Consider the following 12,615-nt stretch of genomic DNA (forward strand, 5'->3'; position numbering starts at 1 on the left):
GATAAACCCGAACATTAATTTAAAAAATCACTATCATGAAAAGTCTAAAACTTATTTCATCAGCTATTACTATGCTTATATGTTTCGTAACATTTGCACAGGAAAAAACGATTACGGGAATAGTAACCGATAATGTTAATATGCCACTTCCCGGAGTTACAGTAACCGTTAAAAAAACTACAAAAACAGCACTAACAGATTTTGATGGAAAATATTCTATTCAGGCACAAACCGGAGATGTTTTGGTTTTTAGCTATATCGGAATGAAAACCCAAAATATCTCAGTTAAAAAATCAAATGTCATCAATGTAAAAATGGCAGAGAAAAGTAATCATTTAGAAGAAGTTATAGTCGTAGGTTATGGAACTGCTTCAGAATATGAAGATAATAGTTATAGATCTGAGAAAAGAAAGATGGCGACGAAATCAGTCAGCCAATCTGTTCAGAGAAGAACTTTAATTGCGCCAAGTGTACAAAATAGTTCGCAATATATTTCGGGATCGACTATTGCAATTCATGGTACTCAATCTATTTCATCTAAAAATGAACCAATGTATATTGTAGACGGAGTTGCCATAAAAGCCGACCAAATGGCACAAATAAACCCGAACGATATTCAGGATGTAAAAGTTTTAAAAGATACGAACTCAACTGCTATTTATGGAACTAAAGGTGCAAACGGCGTTGTAGTTATTGCTACTAAAAATGAAATGTATAAAAACCTTTCTGAAAAAGAAATTAGCAACAAATTAAAACCTGTCAATGTACCTCAGCCAACTGAACCAAACAACGAAGATTACGATGCTTTTGTAGAAAATGCTTTTGAAAGCCCAAAAACGGCACCGCTTTCTACTTTTTCGATTGATGTTGACAATGCTTCTTACACGAATGTGAGACGTTTTATTAATAACGGACAAGAAGTTCCTAAAGATGCTGTTCGTGTGGAGGAAATGGTCAACTTCTTTAAATACACTTATCCGCAACCGCAAGATCAAAATCCTTTTTCAATAAATACTGAAGTAAGCGAATCTCCATGGAATGCTAAAAACAGAGTTTTGAAAATTGGTTTACAGGGGAAAAACATTCCAACAAACGATTTACCTGCATCCAATCTTGTATTTCTGGTTGACGTTTCGGGGTCAATGAGCGAGCCTAATAAATTGCCTTTATTGAAACAATCTTTAAAAATATTGGTAAACGAGTTGCGCAACAAAGATAAAGTGGCCATCGTAGTTTACGCAGGTGCAGCAGGTTTGGTTTTAGCTCCAACATCCGGAGATGAGAAAAAAACAATTATTGATGCGCTTGAAAACTTAAATGCCGGAGGAAGTACTGCCGGAGGAGCCGGAATTGAACTGGCATATAAAATTGCTGCTGAAAATTTCATTAAAAATGGAAATAACAGAGTGATTCTGGCAACGGATGGTGATTTTAATGTAGGCAGTACTTCTAACTCCGACATGGAAAAACTGATTGAAGAGAAAAGAAAATCAGGCGTTTTCCTTACTTGTTTGGGTTACGGAATGGGCAATTACAAAGACAGCAAAATGGAAACGCTGGCTGATAAAGGAAATGGAAATTATGCGTATATCGACAACATTCAGGAAGCAAATCGATTTTTAGGAAAAGAGTTTAAAGGTTCAATGTTTGCGATTGCAAAAGATGTAAAAATTCAAATAGAATTTAACCCAAAACAAATTCAGGCGTATCGCTTAATTGGATACGAAAACAGAAAATTACGTCCGGAAGATTTTAAAAATGACGCCATCGATGCGGGAGAATTAGGAAGCAATCATACCGTTACGGCTTTGTATGAAATTATTCCGGCCGGAGTTACAAGCGACTACCTAAACCAACAGCCTGATGCCTTAAAATATACTACAGTTCCCGAAAGCACGAACAACTATGCTGGTGAATTGGCCACGGTAAAATTCCGTTACAAAAAACCAGATGGCGATAAAAGCATAGAAATGGTAAAAGTGATCGAAAATAAATCGGTTTCTTTAGAAAAATCAAGTGATGATTTTAAATTCAGTACGGCGGTTGCGTGGTTTGGACTAAAATTGAGAGATTCAAAACTGATTACAAATAAATCATCCGAAGATATTTTAAAATTAGCCAAACAAGGAACAACAAATGATTCAGAAGGATATAAAGCAGAATTTATCCGACTTATTGAAAGCGCGAAACAGGTTTATTAAATCAATGTCTTATTACATATTAGTCACTATTTAAACTGTTGAGCATAAAATATTTTAACACATAGAAACATAGATTTTTGCAAACCTAAAAAGGTGTTTCACTTGCATTAACACATCCCGAAGCTTCGGGACTATGTTTGAGAAACTAGTTTCTTTTTATATTCTTTTTCACAAATAGAGACCTATGTTTCTATGTGTTTAATTAAACTTTACAAATTACACTCATTTATTATTTAATTTTTATACAAATGAAAAATCTACTTTTTGCACTATTAATATTCATCACCATAAATGCTTTTTCTCAAACTAAAAGTATTTATGAAAAACCTTTTATTGAAGTTTCCGGTCAGGCCGATACATTAGTTTTACCTAATAAAATCTGGATTAATGTTTTATTAACCGAAAAAGATTCAAAAGGAAAAAAATCTGTAGAAGATCTTGAAAAAGAAATGATCCAGAAATTAAAGGAAATTGGAATCAACACAGATAAAAATGTGAGTGTGAGCGATATGTCGAGCAATTTTAAATTTTATCTTTTAAAACAAAATGATGTTTTCAAAAGTAAATCCTATTCTGTTTTGGTTGGCGATGCTAAAACGGCTTCAAAGGTTTTTCTGGGATTAGAAAAAATTGGCATCTCGAATGTTCAAATTGAGAAAGTTGAAAACGACCAGCAAAAAAACATTCGTCTTTTAATAAATGAAAAAGCCATTCTTCGTGCCAAACAAATTGCTGAAAGTTTAACGAAACCTTTAAGCCAAAAAGTTGGAAATGCCATTCAAATCAATAACTTTGAAGATATTTCGAATCAATTAATGGGCAACGTTGCCGGAATAGCAGTTAGAACAGGAGGAAGCTATTATTCTGAAGAATCAAGTAATCAACCTAACATTGAATTTGAAAAAATAAAAATTGTAAGTAATGTGCAAGTGCGCTTTCTCTTAGAATAAATTAAAATATTTATAAATCAATTTCAAACAAAACTTAATGAACCCAATCTTAAATCAAAATCTATTTCTTGTAAAAGAACACGTTGGAATGTTCAAGGCCGCAAACAATTATGACATTTATGATACTGAAAGCAATCAGATTATCATGAATTGCCGTGAAAATAATCTTGGCTTTTTTACCAAAGTTTTTCGTTTTACCGATTATAAAAGAATGACGCCTTTTAATATTGAAATTACAACAGCTTCCGGAGAAAAATTAATTTCAGTGAGACGTGGCATTGCCTGGTTTCGTTCTACCGTTGAAGTTTTGGACGAAAAAGATCGTTTGGTGGGAACTTTTAAACAGAAATTCTTTTCATTTGGAGGGAAATTTGAAATTTTAGATAAAAACGAAAAACCGGTTGCAACGCTTCAGGGAAAATGGACGGGTTGGGATTTTAAATTCTCGCACGAAAACAAACAGCTTGCGCAAGTAAGCAAAAAGTGGGCAGGAATGGGCAAAGAATTGTTTACGAGTGCCGATAATTACGTTCTTCAAATAGAAGAAACTGTAACACCAGAAAGTCCGTTAAGACAATTAATTCTTGCAGCCGTAATGTGCATTGATATGGTTTTAAAAGAATAAAAACAGTTTGTTAAACTTAGTTTAAGAAAACTTCTAAAAGCATCATTTTAGTTATCAAAAGCTTTATTTTTGTATGACTTAAAATGATGCTTTTTGCATTTCTAATATATAAATCATGACAGACTTAAAAAATAAAAATGCACTAATTACAGGAGCAGGAAAAGGAATTGGAAAAGCAATCGCGATTGCATTAGCCAAAGAAGGCGTAAATGTAATTCTAGTTTCAAGAACACAAACAGACGTTGATCAGCTTGCGATTGAAACTTCACATTTGGGTGTAAAATCATTAGCTCTTTCTGCAGATGTTTCAGACATTAACTCTATAAACAAAGCAGTTCAAAAAGCTTTGGCAGAATTTAAAACCATTGATATTTTAATTAATAATGCCGGAATTGCTTCTTTTGGGAAATTCCTGGAATTAGAACCAGAAGAGTGGGAAAAAATTATTCAGGTAAATTTAATGGGGACATATTACACAACCCGTGCCGTTATCCCCAATATGATTGAAAGACAAACAGGAGATATTATTAATATTTCATCAACTGCAGGATTAAACGGAAATGCGTTAACAAGTGCTTACAGTGCTTCAAAATTTGCTGTTTTAGGATTAACCGATTCTTTAATGCAGGAAATGAGAAAACACAATATTCGCGTTACTGCCTTAACGCCAAGTACAGTTGCGACTGATATGGCAAAAGATTTGAACCTGACAGATGGTAATCCTGAAAAGGTTATGCAATCTGAAGATATTGCTGAATTAATTATTGCACAACTGAAATTAAACAGCAGGGTTTTTATAAAAAATAGCAGTATTTGGTCGACAAACCCATAAGGTGAATTAAATTCCAATATTTTAAATTCCAAATTCCAATTGTGTGGAAATTATAATTGAATTACGGGAATTGGAATTTATTTTTGGAATTTAATTATTTATTGGAATTTCATAAAAACTATCGTACCTTAATCTTTGTCAAAGTTTGAAACTTTGACAAAGATCTAAAAGCCTTAAAAACATAAATTCTAAAAAACAAATTCCAAATTCCAATTATTTGTTGAAATTGGAATCGAGCAGCGAGAATTGGAATTTGAGTTTTAAAAAATTGGAATTTTAAAAAAATTATGATGGAGCAATATTTAAGACAATTAATAGCTATAGAATTTAGCGACAAAAAAGAGCTTTTTACAGGCTTTCTTATTGATTATTCTGATGACTGGATTTTATTAAGAAACAATCCGGTAGATTTTATTTTGGATGGATTTGTAATTTTAAAAAATAAGAATATTGAAGCTGTTCACAGAGATGAAGATCTGGAATTTACCGAAAAAGTAATTCGCCTGAAAGGTTTAAAAACAAATGCCGAAGATATTATTCCGATTAGGGATTTGGCGTCGATTGTAAATTTCATAAACAATAAATATGGCATTTTACAGATTTCTAAAAAATCAGCAAAATCAGCCTATTTGGGTAAATTGATTGAATTGAACGATGAAGAACTTACGATTGATTTTTTAGACACAAAAGGTCAGTTTGGCGGTGAATTAAGTTTTAATCCTGAAAAAATCAGAGTAATTGAATTTGACACAGATTATATTAATTCATTGAAATTAATGCTTCAGCAAGAGAAGAAATAGATTAATTTTTATAGAAAATGAAAAAGCCCTTTTTAAATAAAAAGGGCTTTATTTTTGTCTTTATAACAAACTGTAAATCTTTCTATGTGTAATCTTTATCAAAGTTTAAAACTTTGACAAAGATCTAAACTACAATTCCGTATACTTTTAAGCTTCCGCTAATTTGTTTAAAAACTCTAATCGAACACTTCCGTCTTCGTCGATTTTTGTTAAATTGATTTCTTGCAATGTATTAATCAATTCAGGGTTCCACGGTGTTTTTACTTTTACGTAGTTTTCGGTAAAACCGTGTATATATCCTTCTTTATTTTCACTTTCGAACAAAACTGTTCTGTTTGTTCCTAACTGACTTTCATAAAAGGCGCGGCGTTTTTTTACTGATAATCCTCGCAACATTTTACTGCGTTTTGCTCTAACATTTGCAGGAACAATTCCAGGCATATTGGCAGCTTCGGTATTGTCTCTTTCAGAATAGGTAAAGACATGTAAATATGAAATATCCATTTCATTCAGGAAATGATATGTCTCTAAAAAGTGCTCGTCAGTTTCTCCGGGAAAGCCAACAATTACATCAACACCAATACAAGCGTGCGGCATCACTTCACGAATTTTATTCACACGTTCTGTATATACTTCACGTAAGTAACGGCGTTTCATCAATTTTAAAATATCATTGCTTCCGGATTGCAGCGGAATATGAAAATGCGGTACAAAAGTTCTGCTTTTAGACACAAATTCTATCGTTTCGTTTTTCAGTAAATTAGGTTCGATGGATGAAATTCTCAAACGTTCGATTCCTTCCACTTTATCCAAAGCCTGAACTAAATCAAGAAAAGTATGTTCGTGTTTTTTATTTCCGAATTCTCCTTTTCCGTAATCTCCAATATTTACTCCGGTCAAAACAATTTCTTTGATGTTTTGCTTCGAAATTTCTTTGGCATTTTCTAAAACATTTTCTAAAGCATCACTTCTCGAAATCCCTCTTGCTAAAGGAATTGTACAATATGTACATTTATAATCGCAGCCATCCTGAACTTTCAGGAAAGCGCGCGTGCGATCGCCAATAGAATAACTTCCTACATAAAAATCGGCTTCGGCAATTTCGCATGAGTGCACTTCACCCATATCGTTTTTGCTTAAATCGTGAATATAATCGGTAATTTTAAATTTTTCGGTAGCTCCCAAAACCAAATCAACGCCATCAACAGCAGCTAATTCTTCTGGTTTTAATTGCGCATAACAACCCACGGCGGCAACAAAAGCCTTTTCGTTTAGTTTCATCGCCTTTTTTACAACCTGCTTAAATTGTTTATCTGCATTTTCAGTTACAGAACAGGTATTGATCACATAAATGTCGGCTACTTCTTCAAAATCAACACGATCAAAACCTTCATCATTAAAGTTTCTGGCAATTGTAGAAGTTTCTGAGAAATTCAATTTGCATCCAAGCGTATAAAAAGCAACTTTTTTTCTATTTTCCATAGGAATACACTACGTTTTAAGTAGTAAGATATTATATTTACATCTCAATTTAGAGAGTTTGCAAATTTACATACAATATTCTTTAAAATAAAATCAATAATATACTATATATCAATATTTTGCAGTAAACATCTATTAAAACAGGACTAAAAAAACATTAAACTCTATTCGTAGAATCAAAAAATAAGTTTTATTTGTAAAGAGAAAAAAATAATTCAATAAGAATAAAATGACAAAACATCGATTAAAAGCAAATTTTGTCGGTTAAATACATTTTTTTTACAGTTAAATTAAATTTTTCTTACATTTAGCTTTAAAAAAATCATCGTTTGAAGTTATGCTATTATTAGATAAAAATTTTAACATAAAATAATTTAATAAACCGTAGATTTAACGATAACAATTTTGAAATTTAGTCGTTATATTGTTGTTTTGTTATAAATAAAAATGGGTAAGCCGAAAACCATAAAGAGTAGGCAAAAAATTAAAAAAATCCACACTTATTATGAAAGCATTTTTACCCACAATCTGCTTGATGTTCTTAACCTTTTTCACTTCGCAAGCGCAAACGCAACAACCTGCTGCTCCCGCTACTACTAATCCATTCCCATCTATTAGTACTTTGACAAATTGGGCGAGTTTAAACTCTCAATCACAATTTGACATTGCTATTCGTGCGGTTGGTTTTAAGTTTGAAGTAAAAGAACCAGGTGAAGGATCAACTGCTTATACCTACATTCGTAAAGTAACTGTAAACGAAGTAAACTATACTGATAGAATTGTATATAGAATTGCGAACAACAATTCTGCAAGTATCATTTCTTTAGTAACGGCTTCTACAGATTTAGTAAGCTTGTATACGCCGCAATTAGCTACTTTTAAAAACAACAATTGCAAAACTGAAATGTCTAAAGATAAAAACACTACTTGCAGCTGTTACGAAAGTGTAAATTTTGCTATTGATCTTTGCGACGAACGTGTAAAATTAACAATGGGTGATGGAAATAAATATTTTGTTTCTGTAGCTAAAAAATAATAAGAATTAATTTCTCAGAGAATAAAAACAACGAGCTGTTTTCCAAATCTTTGCAAACTCATTACGAAAGTTTATAAAGATTTGGGACACATTTCTCTGATTTAATATTATTTGTTCGGATTTTTAAATTCGTACCAAACTTCTAATTCGTCTTCATACAAAAACGAATTTATGTACTGAAAACCCAGTTTTTCAAGAATCTTTCTTGAGTTTTCATTTCCTTCATCTGCATAAGCATAAAGAGAGTCTATCTTCATTTCATTAAAAGCATATGCTATAAAAGCTTTTCCTGCTTCGGTTGCGTATCCTTTTCCCCAATGTTTTTCGATGAAACGATAACCAATTTCATAAAAATCTTTATGATTATTGATTTCATTTGTAATGAATTTTATTCCTGACCAGCCTAGAAACTCATTGGTTTCTTTAAGGACAACAGCCCAGCGACCAGTTCCAAAATCTGCATATTGCTGTTGGATATTTTCAATCTGACTTATACTTTCCTCAATATTCTTTACTGGTTTTTTCCCCAGAAAAATATGCACATTTGGGTTAGAATCCAATTCAAACATTCCAGCTGCATCTGAAAGGTTTAATTCTCTCAAAAGCAAACGTTCTGTCTCAATTGATTTCTTCATGAATGTAATTATTTAAGATATAACGTTGTACCACTTCAGCAACTCCGTCATTGTTATTTGAAGCCACAATTACATTGGCTCTGTCACGCAATTCTGGTGTTACATTATCAACCCAAACACCTAAACCGGCATATTCGATCATTGTTAAATCATTTCCTGCATTTCCAACAGCAATAATTTCACTTTGGTGAATATTTAGTTTTTCTGCCAAAAGTTTTAAGCTGTTTGCTTTATCAATGCCATTTTGAGCAGCTTCCAGAAAAAAAGGTTTAGACATAGCGACACTCAAATTTGGCATTGCTAACTTTAAATCTTTTTCTACTTCTTTTAAGTATGAAGGTTCTGCCAATAAAATACATTTTACAGCAGGTTTAGTTACTGCAGCTTTAAAATCAGACACTTTATTATGAGGCAATCCTGTGATATCTTTTTCGATTTCGATATATTCAGAGTCTGTCTCACTTACTATTTCACCATCAAGATAGGTGATGATATGTGTTTTCATCTTTACACTATAATCGTATAAATCATGAATTTGCTCCGGAGTTAAACACTGTTCAAATAATATAAGGTCATCTTTTGCCGTACTAATTACAGCGCCATTAAACGAAATAATATACGAATCGTTTAAGTCTAATTCTAATTCTTTGGCATAAGCCGTCATTGCCGATGTTGGCCGACCCGAAGCCAAGACAACATGCACCCCTTTTGCCTGAGCTTCAAGAAGGACTTTTTTATTTAATTCTGAAATTTTATGATCGTCTGTCAACAAGGTATCATCCATGTCGAGTACAAGCATTTTATATTGCATATTTTGTAGTTTTTCAGTTTTCAGTCGCGGTTTTCATCTTTACTGAGACTGTAAACTGCGACTGAAAACTAATTTAGATACTCATTCTAAAATCTTCAATTACCGGATTTGCTTTTGCAAAATCTGTTTCCTGAATAAAAACTTCTACCGCAACGTCTGACATTGGAAAACCTCCCATACGCGCTGATTGAATATTATCTTTTTTTACGGTTTCTACTCCCGCTTGTTCTAATCTTTCCTGTAAAGCAATTGCTAATACTTCACTTCCTGAAAACACCTTCATTAGTCCCATAACATTTATTTTTAATTTTTTATTGTAATATTATTTTTAGCTGATTTTGAAAATCTTCATTTTCATTTATTCCTATATGATCCTGGTTTTTCAGCAGAAACAAATTTTTATCTGACTTCAATAATTCATTCAATCGAACTGAATTTTTAAATGGAATCAATTGATCTTCTATTCCGTGAAAAATATAAATGGGTCCTTTTATTTTTGGCAAATAATCCCTCGTTTCTAAACTAAACTTCTTCATGAAATTAGGAAAAAACGGAACTCTCGAACTCGATAATTCTGTAAAACTATAATAAGGCGCCTGAAGAATTAAAGCTTTAGGTTTGTTTTGAGAAGCTAAAATAGTTGCCAATCCAGAACCTATTGAATAACCCGTAATAATGATTTTATCTTCAGGATATCTTTCAAGCATTTTTTTATAAACAACAGAAACATCCTTATTTAATTGATCTTCATTTTCGATTTCTCCTTCACTTTTCCCAAAACTTCTGTAATCCAAAATAAAAATATCATACCCTAGTTTGGTATACACTTTTGCAATTTTTCCCCAGGTTTCTAGTGTTCCGGCGTTTCCATGGAGATAAAAAATCAAACCTTTAGAGTTTTCAGCTTTGAATAACAAACCGTTCAAATTAATTCCGTCAAACGATTTAATATTTAATTCTTCAAATTTTTGCTGATAATCAAACTTAAAATCTTTTGGAAGTCTTGCACTTTGAAAAATCATTCCAACCTGATTAAAATATACATAAGAAACTACCAAAATATAAATAACAACAAAAAATAGCAAAAGCACAATTGTTAGAAATTTAAAGGTCTTGAGTATTTCCATATAGTTTAGTTTCTAGTTTGCAGTTCTCAGTTCCAGTCTCAGTTTATAGTATTGAAAACTGAGACTGAGAACTGAGACTATAAATTACTCCTCTTCGATAAAACCTTCTTCTTCGTCTAATTCTTCTTCACCTTCTTCATCCATGTCGAATAAAAAAGGTTCAAGCAACATTTTATCTGCTAAAATTTCTATACGTTCTGTTAGTGTTTCAGCAAAAATAATTCGCTGTGTTTTAGGAATACTATTAGAAATACGCATAATTTTAGTTTCATGACGCAATTTCAAAATAGGATCTGCATCATCCAAAATGAACATTTTCAAACGGTTTACATTATAACCCGCTGTTGTAAACATATCACTTAATTTATTTGGCGTACCTATTAAAACATCAATTCCGGTTGAAATATAATTTTTATCATAATCCATATCGCCTTTGTCATGCACTCCGTACACTTCAAGATTGGTGTATTTTCCGTATTTCGCGAAAAGGTCTACCATTTCTAATACTTTGGTTTTGTCTTCCACAAAAATCAAAGCACGTGGCGATTCTTCTGTCTGACCCGCCAATTGCTGAATCACATTCAAAACAATTGTCGTCGATTTTCCACTTCCCTCCGGAGAAAGAATAATACAATCGGCACCACTTTTTATGGTCGAAAAAGTTTCTTTTTGCAGAATATTAGCTTCTGTTAAACCATTTTCGATTAATGCGTCTTGTAACTTCTCGTTTATCTTCTTTAATTTCATCTCTTTTATGCTTTAAGCTTTAGGCAATAAGCCATAAGCAAAAATTATTTATATTTTAAAATGCTATAAGCTTTAAGCAATAAGCTATAGGCAAAAATTCTACATCATTAATAGCTTAAAGCTTATTGCCTAAAGCCTATTGCGCGAAGCACCTACTTGCTTGCAAACATTTTTACATCTGTTTCAGATATTTCGTTTCCTCCCAAAATAATTAGTCTTTCGACTACATTTCGAAGTTCACGGATATTTCCTGTCCAGTCGTATTCCTGCAATAATTTTATGGCTGGCTGCGAAAATACTTTAACAACATTTCCTTGTTCCGAAGCAATTTTCTCTGCAAAGTGTCGTATCAAAGCCGGGATATCATCGCGTCTTTCGTTCAATGGCGGAACTTTAATTAAAATCACTGCCAAACGATGGTACAAATCTTCTCGGAAACGACCTTCGGCAATTTCTGTTTTTAAATCTTTATTAGTTGCAGCCACAACGCGAACATCCACTTTGATATCTTTTTCTGCCCCAACTCTGGTAATCATACTTTCCTGCAAAGCACGTAAAACTTTGGCTTGCGCCGAAAGGCTCATGTCTCCAATTTCATCTAAGAAAATGGTTCCCTTATCTGCTGCTTCAAATTTTCCTGCGCGATCTTTCACTGCCGATGTAAAAGCACCTTTTACGTGACCAAATAATTCGCTTTCAATCAATTCACTTGGAATTGCAGCGCAGTTTACTTCAATCATTGGAAAATTAGCGCGCTCACTTCTTTCATGCAATTGATGCGCGACTAATTCTTTTCCGGTTCCGTTTGGTCCTGTAATTAAAACTCTGGCTTCGGTTTGCGCTACTTTATCAATCATTAATTTAATATGACTGATGGCTTCGCTCTCACCTACCATTTCGTAATTCTTACTTACTTTTTTCTTTAGAATTTTATTTTCGACTACAAGTTGTTTTTTGTCTAAAGCATTACGAACTGTATTCAGTAAACGATTTAAATCCGGTGGTTTCGAAATATAATCAAAAGCTCCCAAACGCATTGTATGAATCGCCGTTTCCATATCGCCGTGACCGGAAATCATCACCATAGGAATTTCGGGCTTAATTTTTTTTACTTCTTCCAAAACCTCAACACCGTCCATTTTTGGCATTTTGATATCACACAAAACCAAATCATAGTCGTTGTTTTTAATTTTGTCAAGTCCCGCAGCACCATCTTCTGCCTCATCAACCTGATACGTATCATTTTCTTCTGATAAAATCTTTACCAAAACTCGTCTGATCGCCGCTTCGTCTTCTATAATTAGTATTTTACTCATTCTTTTTAAAGTTGCTAAGGTTCTGAGTTGCTAAGATTCTAAGCTTTTAAAAG

General features: G+C 32.8%; 13 protein-coding genes. 6 read left to right on the forward strand and 7 right to left on the reverse strand.

From position 1 onward, the window contains the following. Positions 1–35 precede the first annotated feature (35 nt). From AC4FQ3_RS12095 to AC4FQ3_RS12115, 5 genes are all read left to right on the forward strand, one after another. Complete coding sequence (locus AC4FQ3_RS12095; protein WP_491182014.1) at positions 36–2,201, forward strand: vWA domain-containing protein; 2,166 nt, start codon at positions 36–38, stop codon at positions 2,199–2,201. 248 nt (positions 2,202–2,449) lie between these two features. Next, the gene (locus AC4FQ3_RS12100) at positions 2,450–3,151 is read left to right on the forward strand and encodes an SIMPL domain-containing protein (RefSeq protein WP_491182015.1); all 702 of its coding nucleotides are present in this window, start codon (positions 2,450–2,452) and stop codon (positions 3,149–3,151) included. A 37-nt stretch (positions 3,152–3,188) separates the two neighbouring features. Then, positions 3,189–3,776: an LURP-one-related/scramblase family protein gene (locus AC4FQ3_RS12105; RefSeq protein ID WP_491182016.1), complete on the forward strand. Its 588-nt coding sequence runs from the start codon at positions 3,189–3,191 to the stop codon at positions 3,774–3,776. A 115-nt stretch (positions 3,777–3,891) separates the two neighbouring features. Beyond that, the gene (locus AC4FQ3_RS12110; RefSeq protein ID WP_491182017.1) at positions 3,892–4,608 is read left to right on the forward strand and encodes a 3-ketoacyl-ACP reductase; all 717 of its coding nucleotides are present in this window, start codon (positions 3,892–3,894) and stop codon (positions 4,606–4,608) included. Positions 4,609–4,898: 290 nt separating this feature from the next. Continuing rightward, on the forward strand, positions 4,899–5,408 hold the full coding sequence (locus tag AC4FQ3_RS12115) for a hypothetical protein (protein WP_073395522.1): 510 nt from the start codon (positions 4,899–4,901) through the stop codon (positions 5,406–5,408). A 147-nt stretch (positions 5,409–5,555) separates the two neighbouring features. On the opposite strand, the gene mtaB is transcribed toward AC4FQ3_RS12115, so the two are convergent. Beyond that, the gene (gene mtaB, locus AC4FQ3_RS12120; RefSeq protein WP_042565156.1) at positions 5,556–6,890 is read right to left on the reverse strand and encodes a tRNA (N(6)-L-threonylcarbamoyladenosine(37)-C(2))-methylthiotransferase MtaB; all 1,335 of its coding nucleotides are present in this window, start codon (positions 6,888–6,890) and stop codon (positions 5,556–5,558) included. Between the two features lie 505 nt (positions 6,891–7,395). Here mtaB and AC4FQ3_RS12125 point away from each other — a divergent pair. After that, positions 7,396–7,926, forward strand: coding sequence for a hypothetical protein (locus AC4FQ3_RS12125; protein ID WP_042565155.1), 531 nt, complete (start codon positions 7,396–7,398; stop codon positions 7,924–7,926). 107 nt (positions 7,927–8,033) lie between these two features. On the opposite strand, the gene AC4FQ3_RS12130 is transcribed toward AC4FQ3_RS12125, so the two are convergent. The 6 genes from AC4FQ3_RS12130 to AC4FQ3_RS12155 form a co-directional block, all read right to left on the reverse strand. Further along, positions 8,034–8,561 (reverse strand): GNAT family N-acetyltransferase, encoded by a 528-nt coding sequence (locus tag AC4FQ3_RS12130; RefSeq protein ID WP_491182018.1) that lies wholly within the window; start codon positions 8,559–8,561, stop codon positions 8,034–8,036. Next, complete coding sequence (locus AC4FQ3_RS12135; RefSeq protein ID WP_491182019.1) at positions 8,545–9,372, reverse strand: Cof-type HAD-IIB family hydrolase; 828 nt, start codon at positions 9,370–9,372, stop codon at positions 8,545–8,547. The genes AC4FQ3_RS12130 and AC4FQ3_RS12135 overlap by 17 nt, the downstream gene beginning before the upstream one ends. Before the next feature lie 73 nt (positions 9,373–9,445). Then, positions 9,446–9,664, reverse strand: a complete 219-nt coding sequence (locus AC4FQ3_RS12140; RefSeq protein ID WP_042565152.1) for a putative signal transducing protein — start codon at positions 9,662–9,664, stop codon at positions 9,446–9,448. A 19-nt stretch (positions 9,665–9,683) separates the two neighbouring features. Then, complete coding sequence (locus AC4FQ3_RS12145; RefSeq protein ID WP_073395466.1) at positions 9,684–10,499, reverse strand: alpha/beta hydrolase; 816 nt, start codon at positions 10,497–10,499, stop codon at positions 9,684–9,686. Positions 10,500–10,583: 84 nt separating this feature from the next. Next, positions 10,584–11,246 (reverse strand): DEAD/DEAH box helicase, encoded by a 663-nt coding sequence (locus tag AC4FQ3_RS12150; RefSeq protein ID WP_042565150.1) that lies wholly within the window; start codon positions 11,244–11,246, stop codon positions 10,584–10,586. Between the two features lie 152 nt (positions 11,247–11,398). Further along, entirely contained in the window at positions 11,399–12,562 is a 1,164-nt protein-coding gene (locus AC4FQ3_RS12155; RefSeq protein WP_491182020.1) for a sigma-54-dependent transcriptional regulator, read from the reverse strand. Between the last annotated feature and the right edge of the window lie 53 nt (positions 12,563–12,615).

Source organism: Flavobacterium sp. AK-345 (assembly GCF_058310175.1).

What these genes read in the sequence shown, in the direction of transcription:
- AC4FQ3_RS12095 (WP_491182014.1), top strand. Translation starts at nt 36, where the DNA reads ATGAAAAGTCTAAAACTTATTTCATCAGCTATTACTATGCTTATATGT.
- AC4FQ3_RS12100 (WP_491182015.1), top strand. Translation starts at nt 2,450, where the DNA reads ATGAAAAATCTACTTTTTGCACTATTAATATTCATCACCATAAATGCT.
- AC4FQ3_RS12105 (WP_491182016.1), top strand. Translation starts at nt 3,189, where the DNA reads ATGAACCCAATCTTAAATCAAAATCTATTTCTTGTAAAAGAACACGTT.
- AC4FQ3_RS12110 (WP_491182017.1), top strand. Translation starts at nt 3,892, where the DNA reads ATGACAGACTTAAAAAATAAAAATGCACTAATTACAGGAGCAGGAAAA.
- AC4FQ3_RS12115 (WP_073395522.1), top strand. Translation starts at nt 4,899, where the DNA reads ATGGAGCAATATTTAAGACAATTAATAGCTATAGAATTTAGCGACAAA.
- mtaB (WP_042565156.1), bottom strand. Translation starts at nt 6,890, where the DNA reads ATGGAAAATAGAAAAAAAGTTGCTTTTTATACGCTTGGATGCAAATTG.
- AC4FQ3_RS12125 (WP_042565155.1), top strand. Translation starts at nt 7,396, where the DNA reads ATGAAAGCATTTTTACCCACAATCTGCTTGATGTTCTTAACCTTTTTC.
- AC4FQ3_RS12130 (WP_491182018.1), bottom strand. Translation starts at nt 8,561, where the DNA reads ATGAAGAAATCAATTGAGACAGAACGTTTGCTTTTGAGAGAATTAAAC.
- AC4FQ3_RS12135 (WP_491182019.1), bottom strand. Translation starts at nt 9,372, where the DNA reads ATGCAATATAAAATGCTTGTACTCGACATGGATGATACCTTGTTGACA.
- AC4FQ3_RS12140 (WP_042565152.1), bottom strand. Translation starts at nt 9,664, where the DNA reads ATGGGACTAATGAAGGTGTTTTCAGGAAGTGAAGTATTAGCAATTGCT.
- AC4FQ3_RS12145 (WP_073395466.1), bottom strand. Translation starts at nt 10,499, where the DNA reads ATGGAAATACTCAAGACCTTTAAATTTCTAACAATTGTGCTTTTGCTA.
- AC4FQ3_RS12150 (WP_042565150.1), bottom strand. Translation starts at nt 11,246, where the DNA reads ATGAAATTAAAGAAGATAAACGAGAAGTTACAAGACGCATTAATCGAA.
- AC4FQ3_RS12155 (WP_491182020.1), bottom strand. Translation starts at nt 12,562, where the DNA reads ATGAGTAAAATACTAATTATAGAAGACGAAGCGGCGATCAGACGAGTT.